The 20,283-nt window shown below is 58.5% G+C and carries 17 protein-coding genes (1 of these 17 running past the window's edge); 10 read left to right on the top strand and 7 right to left on the bottom strand.

The features are described from left to right. The 4 genes in view from QC816_RS03650 to QC816_RS03665 are tightly spaced (at most 60 nt apart) and all read left to right on the top strand, a layout consistent with a single transcriptional unit that may run on beyond the window. Nucleotides 1-1,421, top strand: partial view of a GAF domain-containing protein gene (locus QC816_RS03650; protein WP_309781030.1) — the 3' portion only. It extends 439 nt beyond the left edge of the window; the window shows 1,421 of its 1,860 coding nt (coding positions 440-1,860); the start codon falls outside the window, past its left edge; its stop codon occupies nucleotides 1,419-1,421. A 3-nt stretch (nucleotides 1,422-1,424) separates the two neighbouring features. Continuing rightward, a complete protein-coding gene (locus QC816_RS03655) occupies nucleotides 1,425-3,575 on the top strand; it encodes a biotin/lipoyl-binding protein (protein ID WP_309781032.1) in 2,151 nt (716 codons plus the stop codon). 2 nt (nucleotides 3,576-3,577) lie between these two features. Beyond that, nucleotides 3,578-5,545 (top strand): preprotein translocase subunit SecA, encoded by a 1,968-nt coding sequence (locus QC816_RS03660; RefSeq protein ID WP_309781035.1) that lies wholly within the window; start codon nucleotides 3,578-3,580, stop codon nucleotides 5,543-5,545. A 60-nt stretch (nucleotides 5,546-5,605) separates the two neighbouring features. Further along, a complete protein-coding gene (locus QC816_RS03665) occupies nucleotides 5,606-6,343 on the top strand; it encodes an efflux RND transporter periplasmic adaptor subunit (RefSeq protein WP_309781037.1) in 738 nt (245 codons plus the stop codon). 64 nt (nucleotides 6,344-6,407) lie between these two features. Here QC816_RS03665 and QC816_RS03670 read toward each other — a convergent pair whose 3' ends face one another. Then, complete coding sequence (locus QC816_RS03670) at nucleotides 6,408-6,992, bottom strand: exopolysaccharide biosynthesis protein (RefSeq protein WP_309781038.1); 585 nt, start codon at nucleotides 6,990-6,992, stop codon at nucleotides 6,408-6,410. A gap of 213 nt (nucleotides 6,993-7,205) precedes the next feature. Further along, complete coding sequence (locus tag QC816_RS03675) at nucleotides 7,206-9,158, bottom strand: diguanylate cyclase (protein WP_309781040.1); 1,953 nt, start codon at nucleotides 9,156-9,158, stop codon at nucleotides 7,206-7,208. 199 nt (nucleotides 9,159-9,357) lie between these two features. Between QC816_RS03675 and QC816_RS03680 the strand changes: the two genes are divergently transcribed. Together QC816_RS03680 and QC816_RS03685 are read left to right on the top strand one after the other, a co-directional pair. After that, nucleotides 9,358-10,329, top strand: a complete 972-nt coding sequence (locus tag QC816_RS03680) for a GlxA family transcriptional regulator (RefSeq protein WP_309781042.1) — start codon at nucleotides 9,358-9,360, stop codon at nucleotides 10,327-10,329. 114 nt (nucleotides 10,330-10,443) lie between these two features. Then, entirely contained in the window at nucleotides 10,444-11,382 is a 939-nt protein-coding gene (locus tag QC816_RS03685; protein WP_309781044.1) for an ABC transporter substrate-binding protein, read from the top strand. Here QC816_RS03685 and QC816_RS03690 read toward each other — a convergent pair. The 5 genes from QC816_RS03690 to QC816_RS03710 all read right to left on the bottom strand — a co-directional run bounded on the left by QC816_RS03690 (nucleotide 11,379) and on the right by QC816_RS03710 (nucleotide 16,023). After that, nucleotides 11,379-12,200: an alpha/beta hydrolase fold domain-containing protein gene (locus tag QC816_RS03690; RefSeq protein WP_309781048.1), complete on the bottom strand. Its 822-nt coding sequence runs from the start codon at nucleotides 12,198-12,200 to the stop codon at nucleotides 11,379-11,381. The two genes, QC816_RS03685 and QC816_RS03690, sit on opposite strands and share 4 nt — an antisense overlap. 42 nt (nucleotides 12,201-12,242) lie before the next feature. Next, nucleotides 12,243-12,698, bottom strand: coding sequence for a thioesterase family protein (locus QC816_RS03695; RefSeq protein ID WP_085919009.1), 456 nt, complete (start codon nucleotides 12,696-12,698; stop codon nucleotides 12,243-12,245). Then, complete coding sequence (locus QC816_RS03700) at nucleotides 12,698-13,651, bottom strand: L-carnitine dehydrogenase (RefSeq protein WP_309781050.1); 954 nt, start codon at nucleotides 13,649-13,651, stop codon at nucleotides 12,698-12,700. Before QC816_RS03700 ends, QC816_RS03695 begins: the two co-directional genes overlap by 1 nt. After that, nucleotides 13,648-14,541, bottom strand: a complete 894-nt coding sequence (locus QC816_RS03705; protein ID WP_309781051.1) for a beta-keto acid cleavage family enzyme — start codon at nucleotides 14,539-14,541, stop codon at nucleotides 13,648-13,650. Before QC816_RS03705 ends, QC816_RS03700 begins: the two co-directional genes overlap by 4 nt. Before the next feature lie 177 nt (nucleotides 14,542-14,718). Beyond that, nucleotides 14,719-16,023 carry an L-fuconate dehydratase gene (locus QC816_RS03710; RefSeq protein WP_199283529.1) on the bottom strand — a complete coding sequence of 435 codons (1,305 nt, stop codon included), beginning with the start codon at nucleotides 16,021-16,023 and terminating at the stop codon, nucleotides 14,719-14,721. A 178-nt stretch (nucleotides 16,024-16,201) separates the two neighbouring features. On the opposite strand from QC816_RS03710, the gene QC816_RS03715 reads away from it, so the two are divergent. From QC816_RS03715 to QC816_RS03730, 4 genes are all read left to right on the top strand, one after another. Then, complete coding sequence (locus QC816_RS03715) at nucleotides 16,202-16,966, top strand: SDR family NAD(P)-dependent oxidoreductase (RefSeq protein WP_309781052.1); 765 nt, start codon at nucleotides 16,202-16,204, stop codon at nucleotides 16,964-16,966. Then, the gene (pdxA, locus tag QC816_RS03720; protein ID WP_309781054.1) at nucleotides 16,963-17,979 is read left to right on the top strand and encodes a 4-hydroxythreonine-4-phosphate dehydrogenase PdxA; all 1,017 of its coding nucleotides are present in this window, start codon (nucleotides 16,963-16,965) and stop codon (nucleotides 17,977-17,979) included. Before QC816_RS03715 ends, pdxA begins: the two co-directional genes overlap by 4 nt. After that, nucleotides 17,966-19,108: a four-carbon acid sugar kinase family protein gene (locus tag QC816_RS03725; protein WP_309781055.1), complete on the top strand. Its 1,143-nt coding sequence runs from the start codon at nucleotides 17,966-17,968 to the stop codon at nucleotides 19,106-19,108. Before pdxA ends, QC816_RS03725 begins: the two co-directional genes overlap by 14 nt. A 146-nt stretch (nucleotides 19,109-19,254) precedes the next feature. Further along, on the top strand, nucleotides 19,255-20,253 hold the full coding sequence (locus QC816_RS03730) for a sialic acid TRAP transporter substrate-binding protein SiaP (protein WP_253021571.1): 999 nt from the start codon (nucleotides 19,255-19,257) through the stop codon (nucleotides 20,251-20,253). Nucleotides 20,254-20,283: the final 30 nt, after the last annotated feature.

The following is a 20,283-nucleotide window of genomic DNA, read 5'->3' on the forward strand; positions in this document are numbered from 1 at the left end:
TCGAGCGCGACATCCTGGCTCGCCACCATGCCATCACGCGGCGTCGGCAGTCGCAGCTCGGTGACCATCTCACCTTGCTGGCAGCGGTGCTCGAACAGTCCAGTTTCGATGCCGCTGCGATGCAACTCACTACCCGGCTGGCGGCGGCGCTGGATGCCGAGCGTGTCAGTCTGGGATGGCGGCGGGGCAGTCGTACCCGGATGTGCCAGATCTCCCACAGTGCCCGCTTCAATCGCAAGATGAATCGCATCCGCGCGACCGAAGCGGCCATGGATGAAGCGCTCGATCAGCGCCGGGCGGTGGTCTGGCCTCTCCAGGAAGGCGCCGAGCAGGAAGCGGGCGCGCCGGTCAATCGCTGCCACGGCGTGCTCTGCGAAATGACCGACGTGCCATGTGCCCTGACAGTGCCGTGTCTGGATGATGGCAAGCCCCGGGGGGCGGTGACCATTGAGCGCGAGCAGCCCTTCGATGATGAGGACATCGGGGCATTGCAGAGCCTCATGGCGCTCTGCACCCGCGCCCTGGAAGAGAAGCGACGTAATGACCGCCCGCTGCCTATCAAGGCGATAGCGGCGGTGGGGGAGCAGAGCGCCCGACTGCTGGGGGCGGGGCATCTCGGTTACAAATTGACCGCGATCGTGCTGGTGGCGGTGGCGGCATTTGCGTACTCCGCCACCGGTACCGATCATCAGTCCGCCGATGCGACGCTCAGAAGCGATTTGCAGCGGGTGATCGCTGCGCCCTTTCAGGGGTATATCGACGATGCTCGGGTGCGTGCCGGTGATCGGGTTGAAAAGGGTGATGTTCTCGCCACCATGGATACCCGTGACCTTCGTCTCCAGCAACTTCAATCGCAGAGTGAGCTGGCCAAGCTGTCCAGCGAGGCCCAGGAGCTGCGTGCCGAAGGCGAGCGCGCCTCGCTCAATGTCGTCGATGCCCAGCGTGACCAGGCCGAGGCAGAGTTGCAATTGGTCCAGTCACGACTGGATCGTGCCAATCTACGGGCTCCCTATGATGGTGTCGTGGTCAGCGGTGATTTGACCCAACGCCTGGGCAGTGCCGTGGAAGGGGGCGAAGAGCTGTTCCGGGTGGCGCCGGAGGATGACTACCGCCTGGAACTGGCGGTGGATGAAGCGCGCATCAATGATGTCTCTCCGGGTCAGCAGGGCGAGCTGATACTATCCGCCATGACCGATACGCCGCTCGACTTCGAGGTGACTCGTCTTACGCCGGAAACCCACAGTCAGGAAGGTAGCAACCGTTTCATCGTCGAAGCGGAACTCAAGGAGGCGCCGACCGGACTACGCCCCGGCATGGAAGGGGTTGGCAAGATCGAACTGGGGGAAGATCGATTGATCAGCATCTGGACCCGCGAACTCGTCGACTGGCTGCGTCTCAATGTCTGGCGATGGTGGGGCTGAACCATGGCTGGCGCTCTCTATAGCCAGCACTGGCATCGGGTGGCCGACCTGCGGTTGCGGCTGCGACGCCATGCCAGCCTGCATCGCCATGAATATCGTGGCGAGCCCTGGTACGTGTTGCACGATACGCTCACCGGTCAGGTACATCGCTTCACCCCCGAGGCCTATCAGATCATCGGGCGACTGGATGGTCGACGGACGCTGGGTGAGGTATGGGAGCAGGTCAGCCGCACCTTGGGCGATGCCATGCCCACCCAGCAGGAACTGATCGGCCTGATCGGGCGACTCCACAACGCCAATGTGCTAGCCGGCCATGGCGATATCGACATCGATGAACTGTCACGTCGCCAGCGGAAACACCAGCGCAGCAAATGGCAGCAATTGATCCGCTCGCCGTTGGGTATTCGCATTCCGCTGTTTGACCCCGAACGTTTCGTGGCGGCGACGTATCCGCTGGTCAGACCGTTCATCGGTGCCCTGGGGGCGGCTATCTGGTTGGCGACGGTGGGGTTGGCGCTGGTCGTGGCAGGCATGCATTGGCAAGGATTGACCCACAATCTGGCAGACAGGGTGCTGGGTATCGACAACCTGTTGCTGATGGCGCTGGTCTATCCATTGATCAAATCGTTGCACGAACTCGGCCACGCCTGGACAACCAAGGACGCCGGTGGCGAAGTCCATGAAATCGGGATCATGCTGCTGGTATTCTTTCCCGTTCCCTATGTCGACGCCAGTGCCGCTGCGGCCTGCCCGGACAAGAGCCGTCGGATGTTGGTCGGTGCCGCCGGTATCCTGATCGAACTCTTCCTGGCGGCGCTGGCGATGCTGGTATGGGCAATGGCCGAACCGGGCGTTCTACGTTCGCTGATGTTCAATGTAATGCTACTGGCCGGGGTCTCGACGCTGCTGTTCAACGGCAACCCATTGCTGCGTTTTGATGCCTATTACGTGCTGGCTGACTGGCTGGAGATTCCCAACCTTGGCTCACGCGCCAATCAGCAACTTGGCTATGCAATCAAGCGATATCTACTCAAGCGTCGCGACGTCACGGGCCAAGCTGGTTCGCGGCGCGAAGCCCTCTGGCTGGTGAGCTACTCGGTCGTATCGTTTGCATATCGGCTGGTGCTGATGGTGGCCATTGCGACCTTCGTTGCCACCCAATATCTGTTCGTCGGTGTATTGCTGGCGTGCTGGTCCATCTTCATGACACTTATCATGCCCACTCTGAAACTGCTCAAGACCATGACCGTCGAATCCCGTCTGGAAGGCTCACGCCATCGTGCCTGGACCTGGCTGCTGGGTGTGCTTGGCACGCTCGGTGTGCTGCTGTTCGTGGTACCCGTGCCCTATGCCACTGTGGTGCAGGGCATCGTCGACAGCGGTGAACCGACCCACGTGCGTCTCGGTGCAGCAGGAGAACTCAGTGAGATCCTCGTCGAGGATGGCGAAAAGGTCTCCCAGGGAGAAGTGCTCATGCGACTCAATGCCCCGGAACTGTTGGCTGAAGTCAGCCGTCTTGAAGCACATCGCCGCGAAGCCGAACTGCGCTTGCAAGCCAGTGTTCGCGAAGCGCAGGATATCGCCATGGAACGCGAAAATCTCGAACTGGTGGAGCAGCGCCTGGCTGATGCGCGTCTGCGTGCTGCCGCGACCTTGGTGACCAGTCCCCGCGATGGGTGGCTGATGATGCCGGAAGGTCGGCCACCACTGGGGCAGCATTTGCAGCGTGGGGAACCCGTTGCGGTCGTTTTACGCAATGACGATCTACGTATACGCGCCATGCTACCGGCTTATCGACGTGACGAAGTCAGCCGGAAGGTACGGGACGTCAGTCTGCGCCTCCCGGGCCACGACACCAGTGTCGACTCATCTGTGGAATGGATTTCACCTCGAGCGACTCACGATATTCCCAGTGCAACCCTGACTCAGCAGGGAGGAGGCGATATCGCGCTCGATCCGGAAGCCGAGGAGCCGTTGACCGCCTTTCGCCGACATTACCTGGCCGATTTCGATGCCAAAGGTTTGATCGAGAGCAGCCTGCCACTGTTGCTGGATGGTCGTGTGCATGTGCGTATCGAGCATCCGCCGGAGCCTATCGGCTATCGCTGGTGGCGGGCTATCCGACGTAATTTCCTTTCGTTGTTCGACAGATAGTCATGGCTGTTTCCTCGCTTCCTCGCAAGCCAGTCGATGTCCTCGACCGCCCCGAACGCCATGTTGAACCGCCGACACCACTGGAGCGGTTATGGCGCTGGGTCCGTGCCCCATTGCATCTGCCTGATCGCTGTCAACGCTGGAGGCTGCGTGCCGCACTGCCGACGATACACCGCCATGGCGAACGGTTGGCAACGCTCGATGAGCTGTCCCTGAATGACCATATCCTCTCGCTGCGTCGACGACTGCTGGCCCACGGGCTGACCACCCGTCTTATCCGCGAGACATTTGCCACGGTTCGTGAAGTTGCCTGGCGGGAGTTGGGCATGGCGCACCACGATGTACAATTGATAGGCGGACTGGCGCTGTTGGAAGGATGCATCGCCGAAATGCCAACCGGTGAAGGCAAGACGCTAACCGCTACGTTACCCGCTGCCACTGCAGCACTCGCAGGGGTGCCGGTTCACATCATCACCGTCAACGATTATCTGGCTAGCCGTGATGCCGAGAGCATGGGACCTGTCTATGACCGACTGGGGCTGAGAGTCGGGGCAATCGTACACGAAATGGAGCCGATGCATCGGCGATCAGCCTATAGCGCTGATATTACATACTGCACTAACAAGGAACTGGTATTCGATTACCTGCGCGATGGCCGAGAGCTTAAGCAGGATCGCACCCCACTACTTGCTCACGCAGCAAGACTCAAGGGCGCACTGGATGACCAGCGGCTGTTACTGAAAGGACTTCATTTTGCCATTGTCGATGAGGCAGACAGTGTCATGCTTGACGAAGCTCGAACCCCGTTAGTGCTTTCTGGCCAGGACACCACGGATCCCGTCGATATCGCTTTGATTGACGAGGTGCTGGAACTGGCAGGAAAATTTCAGGAAGATGAACACTTCGTTAGGGAGAAAAACCAGCTCCATTTGACCGAAAAAGGCAAAAAGGCCCTCGCCGAGCAGGCCGAACAGCGTCTGGAAGCACACGGGCAAAAGAATGGTTGGCTGGGCCGGGCGCGACGCGAATGGTTGCTCCACCAAGCCTTGGTGGCGCGCCACCAATTCCAGCGCGACCGTCACTACCTGGTGCGCGACGGTCAGGTGCAGATTATTGATGAGCATAGCGGCCGCGTTTTGGCTGACCGCCGATGGGAGCGAGGCCTACAGCAGATGATCGAGCGGCTGGAAGGCTGTGAGCCTAGCGATCCCAATCGCACTTTAGCCCGCCTTACTTACCAGCGTTTCTTTCGTCGTTATCAGCATCTAGCAGGTATGACCGGGACTGCCCGGGAAGTGAAAAGTGAACTCTGGCGGACCTATCGGGTGCGTGTGGTGAGTATTCCCCCTCACAAGCCTTCGCAGCGTGTCGATCTGGGTGTGACTACCTTTAAAGCCGACGATGGTCACCGCTGGCATTATGTCGCTCGACGGGCGCGTGAGTTGATAGCCAGTGGTCGCCCGGTATTGATCGCTACCGTCAGCTTGGCAGACTCTGAAGTGTTATCGTCTGTGCTTGCTCAGCTTGGACTTGATCACTCTGTGCTCAATGCTAGGCAGGATGAGGAAGAAGCTGATGTAATCGCTGCTGCTGGCCAATGTGAGGCCATTACCGTTGCGACCAGCATGGCTGGCCGTGGCACTGATATCGCCTTGGAACCTGCCGCCCGCGAGGCAGGTGGTCTACACATCATCATTGCCGGACTGCATGACGCTTCGCGCATCGACCGGCAGATAGCCGGTCGTTGTGCCCGCCAGGGTGACCCAGGCAGTGTGGAATGGGTTCTGTTTGATCAGAGCACATTACTCAATGAGATTCAGGGTTGGCAGCGTCATTTAGGACCTCTGCACAAACGACTGAAACTTGCCCAAAACCAACGCGAAAGACGGCATGCTCGCGAACGCGCGCGACTGCTCGAAGCCGATTGGCGTGAAGCGGATCAGCTCGGTTTCAGTGGGCGAAGTGAATAGGGGCGGACAGGATCAATTTACGACAGCGGTCAACTCACCATCGTCAAAAGGGCATTAGCCATGTTTCATCGTGCAAACCATCTGCTTATTCTGACTCTTGTTGGCTTGCCAAGCCTTGGTTTGGCGCAAGATAGCCGCCAGATTGAAGCGACCAGTTGTCTGGTCGATCCTGGACGGAGTTCCACCATGTCGAGTGAAGTCCCAGGCATGATTGATGAAATCCGGATTGACAGCGGCGATAGGGTTGAGGAAGGCGATACACTCTACACGCTAAAGCGCGATGTGGAAGAAGCCAGTCTTGAGCTCGAAAACGCACGTGCGCAATATGCGTTACGTACGCTGCAACGCAACCAGCGGCTGATTGATCAAGGCATACTCAGTGAAAGCGAGCAGGATCAGATTAGCACGGAACTCTCTCTTGCTCGCCTGCAAGCCAATCAGGCCCAGGCACGACTCAATGAAATGGTGGGAGAAGCGCCCTTCGATGGCGTGATTGCCAGTGTGGAAAGTGAAGAAGGTGAATTCATCGATAACACGCCTATCCTCGAGCTTGTTCAGCTCGATCCACTACGTATCGACTTGGTCATGCCGCTCGAAGCCTTTAATCAATATACGATCGGCGATAACCTCGATATTTACTTGACGGCGCCCGTCGAAAAAACGGTCAGTGCCGAGATAGAACGTATTGACAGTGTTATCGACCCCTCCAGCAGAACCTTTGGTATTCGTCTCCGCCTGGATAATCCCAATGGAAGATACCCAGCGGGCATCAACTGCCGCCTCGCTGATAACACCTGAATCATTCCAGCCTACAATGGCGATTTTGAATATACGACGACTCTCCGCTCATGTCGAAGAGCCGTCACAGAATGTTGGCAACGATAAGTATGAGAGTTGCGCTGAATGCCCCAAGAGCCAGCAGTACCAACAAGCCGTCATGCACGACGAGTGCCAGTCCTAGCGCCAATAACGCCAGACCAGCGGCCGAAGATGAAAATGGCACCAGCTCCATAAATGGCATGCAAAGTCCGACGACGATGCACAGTGAGGCAATCCCATAGCTACCGCCGTTACGAACCAGAAATGTTAACCTCGGTTTGAGAACGCGGTCGATGCTGCGTGCAGGCTTGTTGAGCCAATGGAGCGCTTTTTGAAGCTTGCGGCGCTCGATGGAACGGTTGAGGATAAAGTGTGGCAACCAGAACTGTTTTCGGCCGATGAGCATCTGTACGGCGATTAGCAGCACGAATGACCCCATGAAGATGGACATGCCGGGTAAACCGCTTAGCGGCGAAAACAGCGTAATACCAATCAGCATCAGCAACGGCCCAAAAGAACGCCTGCCAACCGACTCGACAACCATCCCGACTGAGACCTGGTCGTTGTCGTGCGTCGATTGACTAACCCGGTCGATTAGTTGTTCAAGGCTTTGCAGTGGTTGGGTCATCAAAGGTTTCCATTCCATGTAGAAGTCAAGCGCCCGACGCACTGCTTCGGGTGACTAAAAGTGTATAAGAAGCTGGGACCACTTTACTGATCGCAGAATTCCCCTGGCCCTCAAGATAATCTGGTCAGAAAGCAAATTAAGCTGTCGCTAGCAAAACGTCATCGGGAAGAATTGATGGCTGAACGGGAGGGCGAATCATTCAAAATTCAGTCATTACCTCTCTTGAAGAACAATACGATTCCGGCCCGCAGCTTTAGCTTCGTAGAGGCCGTTGTCGGCGCGTTTGATAGCGGCCTTTAAGCTCATTTCGCCACTGGCGACGTGCGTCACGCCGAAGGAAGCGGTGATGGCAATGGTAATCGGTACGTCGTCTTGCTCAAGGGGCACTTGAGTCTGCTCCACGGCAACTCGAATGCGCTCTGCCACTTGCCACGCTTTCTCCAACGGAGTGTCAGGCAGCAAGATGGCGAATTCTTCGCCGCCTACACGGCACAGAAGATCTTCATGGCGCAGCAATCCTTTAATGACATCGGTAAAGCGTTTAAGCACTTCATCGCCGGCGTCGTGACCGTATTCGTCGTTGATGCGCTTGAAATGATCAATATCAATGGCGATGAGAGAGATAGGCGTCTGGTGCCTTGAGGCACGTGATATCTCGACGCTGGCCTGCGCTTGTAAGTAGCGCCGGTTGTAGACGCCGGTTAACGGATCCGTCATGGCCTGGGCGCGGAGCTTTTCTTCCAGTTGCTTGCGCTCGGTAATGTCAAAGACGGTGGCGTTTGAGTACTTGAAACGATCTTTTTCCAGATACCCGACGGCTTGAATGACCACTTGGCGCTCCTGGCTATCGGTGGCTATCAGTGTGCATTCTGCCTCGCCCTGGCGGCCTGCTTTTACGTCCTGAAAGGCGGCATCAAAAGCGGGCAGTGAATCTGGCGAAATAAAGTCGCGATAGCAACGCTTGCCGATAACATCGCGGGTTAAGCTCAGCCAGTCGAGTTCGGTCTGGTTCATTTTAAGGATCACGCCATCGGCGTTCAGTGAATGGTAACCACAGGGGGCGTTTTCGTACAGATTGCTGACTTCGTTGGCTTGCTGCTGTGCCTGGCGGCGCAGCTTGCGCTGTTGGTGACTGCTAATTGACCAATAGATGCCCAGCGCCACCGCCGTGGAGTAGGTGAGCAATAAAAACCAGACAACGATGGCTTCATCTTGCAGCAGCGACTTCCAGGTGGGGGTGGGTAGGCTAACCCCCAATACCCAGGGGAGGGTGTCGTCCTGGCTGAAAATGCGTCCTGTTAGCCCCTCGTAGGCTTCGCTACGTATATCCAAACGCTGAAAACGTAATAAATGGTCGCCAAGGGTGAATGCCCCTTCATCTTGCTCGGTTACAGGTTGCCATGGTTCAGCGGCCAGTCGGGCGTAATTGTCACCAAACCTGATCATCGGCAGGCGCTGGCTGCCTTCCGTGAGAAGCCAACCGCCCTGGGCATCCGCCAATAGAACGCCCGCGTCGGGATCAATGAGCATGGCCTGTTGGACGGCCTTGGTGAGGTGCTGCCAGTTAAGGCTCAACAGAACCATCCCCTGGCGTTCGCCTTGATCGTCAAAAATAGGGGTGGCGACATTGACGACCGGGACCACTTCACCACTGAATAGCTCGTATTGGAGATTGCGACCGGGCGGAGAGATGTAGAGATCTCGGGCAGACAGCTTACTGGCGGCTTTGAAATAATCGGTACTGGCATGATGATGGTCAGTAAAGCGAGGGTCGGAGGTAATCCCTACCGGGGCACGCAGGACTTCGTTGCCCTGATTATCGATCAGTATAAGCTTGGTGTAGCGCGGGTAGTGTTCGATCAGCGTCGATAAAAATCCAGTCAACTGCGCCGACGTCGAATTGTCGATGTCTTCGTCGTTCTCGCCTGTCATATGAGCCTTGATGACCGGCATCTCGGCAACCGCGAGCGCGTAACTGAGCGTCTCGTTAATATCGCGTAACAGGGTATCTTTGCCCACCTGCATAATGGCGCGAGTTTCTGCACGGATGCTTTCCTGGCGGGTTTCCAGGTGCACACGCAGTACCGGCCATAGTGTGGCGGTGACCAGCATCAACGGTAAGGTTACGGCCATCAAGAGGCGCGCGTAAAGGCGCTGTCGAGTCAATTGTGATTCCTGTGATTATTTTAAAGAGCTATCGTCTTTAATATATAAAGTATACGTCAAGGGCCGATAATCTGATATGCGAGAAAGCCAGCATGCCGGGGCTATTTAATCGTTTGCCAATCGTTGCGGAAGAAACGTCAAATGGCCGATAAATCGCTTTTCTTTCCAGTGTTTAAATGTACTGAACGTGAGCATTGTTATGCGTCTTAGTTACCATGGCCCGACACCCGAAATGGTAGGGTTTTTATTGTTGCCACAGTTTTCCATGATGGCTTTTTTTGCGGCAGTCGAGCCACTGCGTATCGCTAATCGCATTGCCAGCCGCCCACTGTTCGACTGGACATTGATTAGTGCGGATGGCGGGCCAGTAACGGCGTCCAACGGCATGACGCTCATGGCAGATCAAGCGACCCGAGAGGTGCATCACTTGCCATCCCTGGCAGTATGCAGTGGTTTTACGCCCGAGGCGCATCTCACTCGGCCGTTAATGGCGTGGCTTCACCAGTTGGATCAGGCGGGCTGCTGTTTGGGCGGCATTGATACCGGCGCGTTTCTGCTCGCTGCCACCGGGTTGTTGAAACGCGAACGGGTGGCGCTGCACTGGGAGAGTCTGCCGGCTTTTCGCGAACGCTTTCCGGGTATTGATACCACCGATGAACTTTATGAGCTTGGCGAGCGGCGTTTTTCCTGTGCGGGTGGGGCGGCGGCGATGGATATGGCGCTGGAGGTAATCGCGCGACGGCATGGCGCGAAGCTGGCCATCGATGTTTCCGAGCAGCTTATTCATGACCGGATTCGTACCCGCAGCGACCAGCAGCGCATGGCACTTGTCAAGCGGTTAGGTACCCACAACCGGCGCGTGGTCGAGGCGGTGGCGCTGATGGAGCAGAACCTTGAAGAGCCGCTCACCCTTGAAGAGGTGGCAAACCGAGTAGAGGTGTCGGTGCGTCAGCTACAGCGACTGTTTGAACAGGAATTGAATGCCACCCCGCGTCAATGGTACTTGCAGCTGCGCATTAAACGCGCAAGGCGCCTGCTTGCCGAGACCGATCTGGCGATCTTGGCGGTGGCCGTGGCCTGCGGGTTTAGTTCGTCGTCGAGCTTTGCGCGTGCGTTCCGCACTTATTACGGTGTTTCGCCACGGCAGGTACGTTATTCTGACACAGAATAAAGACGCCAGACGCCTGAAAGTCGCTTAATGATTAATAAATGTCGCCTTGTGGTTAGTAGTGGAGTGGGAGCCGCGCATACTGGCAGAACCTAATCAACAAGAGGGTTTAGCCAGATGCCGACCACTATCAAATCAATGTCGTTAAAAGCGGGTTTTTTACTTACTGCGTTGACCGCTACACCTGCTATGGCGGAACTCGACGAGCTGCGCTTTGGGGTACCGCCGTGGCCAGGTGTCACCGTGAAATCCGAAGTGGCGGCCCAACTGCTCGAAACCATGGGTTACCAGACGCGGCAGCAGGATCTAGCCGTGAGTGTCATTCTTGAAGGCTTGTCGAATAATGACCTTGAGGTCTATTTAGGCGGCTGGTACCCCGTACAGACCGACATGGTCGAGCCGTTGGTGGCTGACGACAAAGTTGAGAAAGTGGTTTCAAACATCAGCGGTGCCAATTCCGGGTTGGTGGTTCCCCAGTACGTTTATGATGCTGGCGTCACGACGGTCGCTGAACTGGCAGAGCATCACGACCGGTTTGACGGTGAAATCCAGGGTATTGAAGCGGGAACTGGCATAAACGAGGCGATCCTCAACGCCATCGATAACGACCTTGCCGGCTTGGGCGATTGGCAGCTCCGCGAAAGCTCGACCTCGGCGATGCTTGCCCAGGCTGAGCAAAAAATGGCCGATGAGGAGTGGGTGACGTTTGTCGGCTGGGAGCCTCACTGGATGAACGTGAGCTTCGACCTGGCCTACTTGGCCGATAGCGACGACGCGGGTGTGGCATCGATTGAAAGCACCGTATGGACCATTACGCCGGCCAGCCTGGCGGACGAGGCGCCCGAGGTCCACCGTTTCCTGTCGCAGTACGTGATCGATATCGAGGACCAGAACGAATGGGTGCATGAGTACAGCTACGAAGAGCGCCCGGCGGATGAAGTCGCGAACGAGTGGATAGGCAACAACCTGGATACCGTTGCCGAGTGGCTTGAGGGCGTTGAAACCCGTGAGGGTGAATCCGCTATTGAGGAGGTGCGGGCCCAGTTCGGCTCTTAACCAACAAGACGATGCTTGAGCGCATGGCAAAACGCCTGCCATGCGCTGCCCATATTGGGCAGCTGTGATTGGGCGTGCAGAGCGCCGTGCACCATCTGCGGCGCACAGCGATAGCCGATTGAGGCACCCGCTTCCTGCCAGTTAGCGACTGCGGTTTCGATGGGCTGAGTCAGCGGATCGTGTTCGACTGTCAGTACTTCGATGCCCGTCGCGGGTGGCGCGAGATCGCGCTTGGCGGCGCTGATCTCTGGGCAGCGTTGGCGAAGGCCTAGTATATCGTCGCGTAAGAGCAGCGGCGCATCCTTCCCGAGACACCCAGGTGATAGCTCGCCAACCGTTGGATAGATCAACCCAAGCGGTGGGGCCTTGATCAAAGGGTGGGCAAGATCGATAGCCAGACGCCCGCCTGCGCTGTCACCTACCAGCGCAATGGGCTGTATCGCTTCGAGCACCGTTTGGCAGTCTGCCAGCATGGCAGGGTAAGCGACTTCAGGCGCAAGCCGGTAGTTGACGCTTACCACTTCTCGACCCAGCGCACGGGCCAGGCTGGCGGCGGGGCCATGGTGGCTTTCGATCGAGCCGATGGTAAAGCCACCGCCGTGTATAAACAGCACACACCCCGGTAGACGATGCCTGGGGATAAAATGGCGAACATCGATACCATCAACAGTGCCGTCTTTAATCCGCATACCGGCCGGATCAGAAGGGGCGAAGGTTCGGCAAAGAATGTCATAGGCGTGCCGTGCCCGGGGGAATGGCAGCGCTTCCATCGCCTCCAGTTGTGCACTAAAACGTTGAATAAAGGCATCTATATGCATAGCGTTTGCCTTTCCCGCATGACCTATCCTGTCTTGTAACGCCTAGCGACGTATGCCGATAGTGCGCCCTGCAAGCTCTGGCCACAGGTCTTTATTAGCCTGAGGAAGCTTTGCCACGCAGTTCTCGACCGGCTTTGGAAATGCAAGGGGGTGTCCTGTCGCTTTTTCCATGCCCATCAGCATCTGTTCGCTGGAAGCGAGCAGGTTGTCTTCGTCATCGAACATGGCGAAAAACACATGCAGGCGTTTGGCATCGCTATCCAGTAGCGTCAGGTCGACACTTAACGGTTGGCCTTGATGTGCCTCGCGGCGATAGCAGAGGTGGGTTTCCAGCGTGTAGATCGTGTAGCCGTAGTGTTCCCGGCCTGCTTCGTCGAGTCCTATCTGGTCGATCAGCGCTTCACAGGCCTGGGAGAAGACGCGGGCGTATGCCGCGTCGTTCATATGCCCATTGTAGTCGACCCACTCAGGGGCGACTTGGGTTTCATGGATGATCATTAAATGCGTCCTTTTAAGCCCTCGGCTTCCGGCCAGTACTTGTGGACGACCTCAAGCAACTCGACCAGAAAGTCGTCACGACGCTTGTCCAGTGTCGCCACCGAGCGCCCCGCGGCTTGATGTTCACAGCCTTCTACCACTTTATCAATCAATTCGTCGGTAAGTTCCGGGGCTTCAAGCTTGGTCCAGGGCAGTTTTAACGCCGGGCCGAACTGTTCCAGCATATGCCGCATGCCTGGCTCACCACCCGCCAGGTGGAAGGTTAAAAATGTACCCATCAACGGCCAGCGTAGTCCACAGCCGTAAACCACGGCCGCATCAATCTCTTCGGTGGTCGCCACGCCATCGTTGACCAGGTGCAATGCTTCCCGCCACAGCGCTTCCATCAAGCGGTCGGCGATATGGCCTTCAATTTCACGGCGAACCACCAGCGGGCGCATGGCGAGTGACTGATAGCGTTCCTGGGCGGCGGCAATCTGCTCGGGCTGGGTGGCGTCACCCCCCACAAGTTCCACCAGCGGCAGTAAATATACCGGGTTGAAGGGGTGGGCGACGATCACGCGTCCGGGTGTTTTTTGGCACTTTTGCTGCAGGTCGGTGGGCTTGAAGCCGGAGGTTGACGAGCCGATGATGACGTCCGGTTCGGCAGCAGCGTCAATGGCCGCGAGGATTTCTTGCTTAAGCGGTAGACGCTCGGGAACGTTTTCCTGAATCAGGTCAGCACCGTTCACGGCCTCTTCAATCGTCGCTCCAAACGTTAGCCGCTCAGGGCTGGCATCAGGTGCCAGGCCGAGCTGGGTTAATGACGGCCAGGCGTTGTCGATAAATGAACGGGTGCGTTCCGGCGCTTTGGGGTCTGGATCGAAAGCGACGACCTCCCAACCCTGGGCGAGGGCGCGGGCAATCCAGCCGTTGCCAATCACGCCGGTTCCAATCACGGCTAAACGGCTCATGCATCACCTCCTGATGGATGGCGTAAGCTTAGGTGGGCGCGGGTTTCCGCAGGCGTCATGACCCGGGCGCCGAGGTTCTCGATAATGGTTGAGGCTTTCTCCACCAGTTGGCCGTTGTTGGCCAGTACGCCTTTCTCCAGAAACAGGTTGTCTTCCAGGCCAACTCGGGCGTGGCCACCCAGCAGCACCGCCTGAGCGACCATGGGCATCTGATGGCGACCAATACCGAAGGCCGCCCAGTTGGCGTTATCCGGCAGCTTGTTACGCATGGCCAGCATGGTTTCGGTGTCGGCTTCGGCGCCCCAGGGGATGCCCAGGCAGAGTTGATAGAGAGGGTCATCGTCGATCAACCCCTCTTGCTGAAGCTGACGGGCAAACCAGACATGGCCCAGGTCAAAGCACTCAAGCTCTGGTTTGACGCCGGCGGCTTGCACCAAACGAGCATGTTCGCGCAGCCAATCGGCGGGGTTCACGTAGACCATGTCGGCAAAGTTGAGGCTGCCGCAGTCCAGGGTGCACAGCTCGGGGAGCAGCTCACCCACCGGTGCGTGACGTTCAGCGGGCGTCTGTATATCGGTGCCTGGGCCGCCGCGGGTGGGATCGCTTACATCCGGTATCCAGTCGCCGCCGCCACCGGCGGTGATGTTCATGACGATATCGACATCCGCCTCTCGCACACGCTCCATCACCTCACGGAATTGCTCGGTGGAATGGCTGATGCCACCGGTTTCCGGGGCGCGCACGTGGATATGCGCGATGCTGGCCCCGGCGCGGGCAGCCTCGATGCAGGACGCCGCGATGGCCTTGGGCGTAATGGGTACATTGGGGTTTTTAGTCGTGGTATCACCCGCGCCGGTAACGGCGCAGGTGAGGATGACATTGCGGTTCATGGCGCGCTCTCTAATCAGCGGTTTATTCGCTGACTAGTGTGTCGCGGTGGATAAAAAAAAGTTGTCGTGAAGCGTCGTTCACTATACATAATCTGCCTAAAATACTTGGCGCGTTTTGTCGCCCGCCTTGAATGCGCGGTCAGGCGTCAGGCTGATCTAAAAACCGCCCCGCACCCTTCAGCTTTCTTCTTGCCAGGCAGCGCCATCAGGGAAACGGTGTCTGGCAAGCGAGTCGTCATGCATGGTGATGCTATAACCGGCGGCAGTCGGCACCTGGTAACGGCCTTGGCGAACGACGACCGGATCGACGAAGTGCTCGTGCAGGTGGTCGACGTACTCCAGTACCCGGCCCTCGAGGCTACCCGACACGGCGATATAGTCGAACATCGAGATGTGCTGGACGTATTCGCACAGCCCAACGCCACCAGCGTGTGGGCAGATCGGCACACCGAACTTGGCGGCCATCAGCACCACCAGGATGACCTCGTTCAGCCCGCCCAGTCGCGCAGCATCGATCTGGCAATAGTCGATGGCGTCGGCTTGCAGGAACTGCTTGAACATCACCTTGTTATGACAATGCTCGCCGGTGGCCACGCCAATCGGCGCGACACGGTGACGTATCTCGGCATGGCCCAGGATGTCATCCGGGCTGGTGGGTTCTTCGATCCACAGCGGGTCGTACTCCGCCAGGCGGCGCATCTTGGCCACTGTCTCATCGACTTCCCATACCTGGTTGGCATCCATCATCAATACGTTGTCCCAGCCGATCTCCTCGCGCAACAAGGCGGCGCGCCTTGCATCTTCGTCGAGATCGCCACCGATCTTCTGCTTGAAGTGCGTCCAGCCCTCGGCCAGGGCCTCGCGAGCCAGTTGGCGGACCTTGTCGTCGGTATAGCCGAGCCAGCCTGCCGAGGTGGTGTAGCCGGGAAAACCATCACGACGCATTTCGGCTTCCCGCTCGGCCTTGCCGGGTGCCTGCTTGCGCAGCAGGGCAATGGCTTCTTCCGGCGTCAAGGCATCGGTGACGAAGCGGAAGTCGAGGCAGCGAACGAGCTCTTCAGGACTCATGTCGGCGAGCAGTTTCCACACCGGCTTGCCTTCGCGCTTGGCCCACAGGTCCCAGACGGCGTTGACCATGGCGGCGGTGGCCAGATGGATCGCACCCTTGTCGGGGCCGATCCAGCGCAGTTGGCTATCGCCGGTGATCTCACGCCAGAAAGCACCCATGTTGGCGGTGATCGTCTCCAGCGAGCGGCCCTCAAGGAGTGGAGTGAGTGAGCGAACGGCGGTGACCACGATCTCGTTGCCGCGGCCAATGGTAAAGGTCAGGCCATGGCCCTGGGGGCCGTTGTCGTCATCGGTGTGCAAAATTACGTAGGTGGCTGAGTAATCAGGCGCGGCGTTCATGGCGTCCGAGCCGTCGAGCGAACGGGAGGTCGGAAAGCGTATGTCCTGGACCTCAACGCGAGAAATGGTGGTCATGATGGCGTCCTCATGGTCGTTGGCATTGGTGAGTAATGCGAATGGCTAAGAAGGTGAACTGGCATCTGGCCAACTTTCACCTATCATGCAAGCAATGTCATGATGTATGAAAGGTATGCCATAAACCCTAACGCAACCTAATGGCGATTGCCACACGATAACCAATCAGGAGTGCAGCATGTTCGATGAAATGAAAGGCAAACGAATACTGGTGACCGGTTCGAGTCGGGGGATCGGCGCGGCAGTTGCCAGGCGGCTCGGTGGACTGGGGGCGCGCGTGGCGGTGCATTACCACCGCAGTGAAGGACCGGCCCAGGCGGTCTGCGACGATATCCGCCAGGCGGGCGGCGAGGCCTTTCTGATTCAAGGTGATATCAGCCGCACGAAAGAAGCCACCGTGATTGTCGATCAGGCGGCGGAACAGCTGGGTGGGCTCGATCTGTTGATCAACAATGCCGGCGATATGCAGGGACGCGTCAGCCTGGACGAGATGGATGATGAGTATTACGACAGCGTCATGGACCTCAACGCGCGTTCGGTTGTCATGGCCAGTCGGGCGGCGCTGCCTTACCTGCGCCAGGCCGGGGCTGGCAATATCATTCATACCGGCTCGATCGCAGCGCGTAATGGCGGTGGCACTGGCGCGGGGCTCTACGCTTCGGCCAAGGGCTTCGTCACTACCTTGACCCGCAACATGGCCAAGGAGCTCGCCGGCGACAATATTCGTGTCAATGCCGTGGCGCCTGGCGTGATTACCACGGATTTCCACGCGCGTCACTCCAACGATGCCCAGATGGAAGCCGCGCGTGCCACGATCCCTCAGGGGCGTCTTGGCAGCGCTGAGGATTGCGTTGGTGCCTACCTGTTTCTGGCGACCGATGCCCTCAGCGGCTATGTCACCGGGCAGATTATTGAAGTCAACGGCGGGCAGTTGATGCCATGAGCCGCAACAGGCAATACGACATCGCCATTACCATGGGGGACCCGGCGGGTATCGGCCCCGAGATCATCTGTCGGGCCGTCGCTGACATGTCGCCATCGGCGCGGGCGGGCACTTTGTTGGTCGGCGATCCGGCGATCTTTCGACGTGCCGCGCAAACCATCGGCAGCGACCTGGATTTCGCGCCTTTGGATATGGCCGACGCCGATATAGATTGTGTGGCAGTCGCGGTGGTGGAAACACCTGCCGATGCCGACATTCCCGACGGCGAGATCAGTGCCGGTGCCGGTGACATGGCCTTTCGCTGCATCGCCAGGGCCGTGGAGCTGGTGCAGAGCGGTCAGGCCGGAGTGATTGTCACGGCGCCGTTGAACAAGGCAGCACTGCATGCGGCCGGTCATTATTATGATGGCCACACCGGCATGCTGGCGGCGCTAACCGGCGCGCCCTCATCGTTCATGCTGTTGGCCTCCGAGCACTTGTCGACCCTGCATGTGTCGACCCATGTGTCGTTGCGTGAGGCCATTGATCGGGTAACGCCCGAGCGGATCATTGCCACCGTCGAGGCCGGTGACGAGCATCTCAGGTCGCTGGGAATGGCCAATCCGCGCATCGCGGTGGCCGGACTTAATCCGCACTGCGGTGAGGGCGGTATTTTCGGTGACGAAGACACCCGCTGTATTGCACCGGCTGTCGAGACCCTCAAGGCGCGTGGATTTGAAGTAAGTGGCCCGATCTCCGCCGATACTGTTTTCTTTCGCGCGTCGCAGGGCGAGTTCGACCTGGTGGTTGCCCAATATCACGACCAGGGGCATATCCCGGTCAAGCTGATTGCCTTCGACACCACGGTGAATGTCAGTCTTGGTTTGCCGATCCGGCGTACGTCTGTGGACCATGGTACCGCCTTCGACATTGCCTGGCAGGGCAGGGCGGATGCGACCAACATGGGCGCGGCGATTGCGTACGCGCATCGGTTGGTGGCTGGAATGAGAGCTAACCAAAATGGACGTGAATGAGTGCCGCGTCGCCATTGTCGCCGACGACCTGACCGGTGCGCTGGACGCCGCGGCACCTTTCGCCCAGCGCGGCGCGACGACACGCGTGGTCGTGGTATTGGAGAGCCTGGAGGCTTCCCTGGACGCGTGGCAAGGGGCGCTCCCTGACGTGATCGCGGTGACAACCGAATCGCGCCACCTGATGGCATCGGCGGCGGCCGAACGCGTGACCCAGGCGACCCGGATACTCGCTCGTCTGGCTCCTGCTGTGTGGTTCAAAAAAATCGACTCGACACTGCGCGGCCAGGCAGTGGCTGAGAGCCTGGCGATGCACCGGGCTTGTTGTCGACGGCTGTTGCTCGCTCCCGCCGTTCCTTCTCAGGGCCGCACGACCTGCGATGCCCGAATCCTCGTGTACGGCCACCCCCTCGAAGCAACCGACTTTGCCCGCGACGCACGTTCCCAGCCCCCCACTGGTGGCCTGGATGCTCTGTTCGCTGCCGCCGGATTACCCCTGGCGCGCCATGTTCCAGGTCAGCGACTGCCGATGGCGGACAGCGTGGCCGATGCCGAAACAGATGCCGACCTTGATGACTTGGCCGGTGGGGTCGGCGACGAGCCGGGGAAGTGGCTGGCGGTAGGTGCTGCGGGGTTGAGTCGCGCTCTGGCTCAGGTCATGTTCGGTGCGGCGGTGCCATTGGACCATGCCCCTTTTGTCGGCCTCTGGATGGCCGTCGGGTCGCGCAGCGAGCGAGCCAGGCAGCAGGTGGCCGCGCTGCGTCGTGCCGTGCCCGAGCTTCCTGTCATGACGGACATTGACGAAGCGACGGTTGAGTCGCCTTGCCTGTTGTTGATGCCCGATACAGAGGCACCTCCGCGTGGTGCCAACGAGGTGGCGGCAGCGCTTGCCGACGCACTTGCCTTGGGCATGCTGGCGGCCAGGCAGCGCCTCTACCTGGTGACCGGTGGTGATTGCGCCAGTGCGCTGATGAAAAGGCTGGATGCTTGCTATATCGACGTAGCGGGCGAGTGGGAACCAGGAATGGTACTGGGCTATCCGCAGGGCAATCGGAAGTGGCCCTTGCTGACCAAGGCAGGTGGCTTCGGCGACGAGGCGTTGCTGGTGCGCTTGTTAAGATCCCTGGATTGAACGTCAATCCAGAGGTTGCATTGCTCAGAATTGGCGACTAGATTGGATTATGATGGTATGACACGTATACAAGAAGTCCATCACCTTCACTTTCAAATCACCCAACAACCCAACTCCCCAATCATCACGCTATGGAGCAAAATAAAATGGGTAACGCCAACTTCCGACTCAAAACCTTCCATCGTCTCGCCTCCGGCACCCTCCTGCTGGCGGGCATGACGGCAAGCGGCTATGCCTTCGCCGAAACGCTCAATTTTGCCCACGTCTACGAGACATCCGAGCCCTACCATGAGTGGGCGCTGTGGGCGGCTGATGAGATCGAGGAGCGCACCGACGGCCGCTACGAGATCGAGGTTCATCCCGCCTCGTCGCTAGGTAAAGAGGCCGATATCAACGAGGGCCTCCAACTGGGTACCGTGGATCTGATCTACACCGGCAACCAGTTCGCCGGGCGTTTTTACGGCCCCATCGGTATTGCGGGAGCGCCCTACATGTTCCGCGATTTCGATCACTGGCGTGCCTATGCCGACAGCGATCTTTTCGACGAGATCGCCCAGGGCTACCAGGATGAGACCGGCAACGTGCCATTGGCGATGAACTACTATGGTCGCCGTCATGTGACCTCCAATGAACCCATTAACGAGCCGGCGGATATGGAAGGCCTCAAGATCCGCACGCCTAATGCGCCGATGTATATGATGTTCCCTGAGGCCGTGGGTGCCAATCCGACCCCTATCGCCTTCGCTGAGGTCTATCTGGCGCTTCAACAAGGCGTCGTGGACGCCCAGGAGAACCCTCTGCCGACCATTCGCGCCAAAGCCTTCTACGAGGTGCAGGACTACATCAACCTGACCGGCCATATCACCGACTCGCTGATCACCATTGCCGGTGGGCCACTTTGGAACCGCCTCTCTGAAGAAGATCGCGAGATTTTCCGCGAGGTCTACATGGAAGCGGGTGAGAAAATCACTGAAGACATCCTCCAGTCCGAAGAAGATCTCGTTGCCTGGTTCGAGGATCAAGGGGTGACCGTCAATGAGGTCGACATCACGCCATTCCGCGAAGCCACCGTGCCGTACCATACCGGTGAAGATGCGACCTGGGATCAGGAAACCTACGACCGCCTTCAGGCGATCGGTCAGTAAGCCTCTTCTCATAGCCGACACGCCATCCCC

The organism is Vreelandella janggokensis (assembly GCF_031451615.1).
Classification (GTDB): Bacteria; Pseudomonadota; Gammaproteobacteria; order Pseudomonadales; family Halomonadaceae; genus Vreelandella; species Vreelandella janggokensis.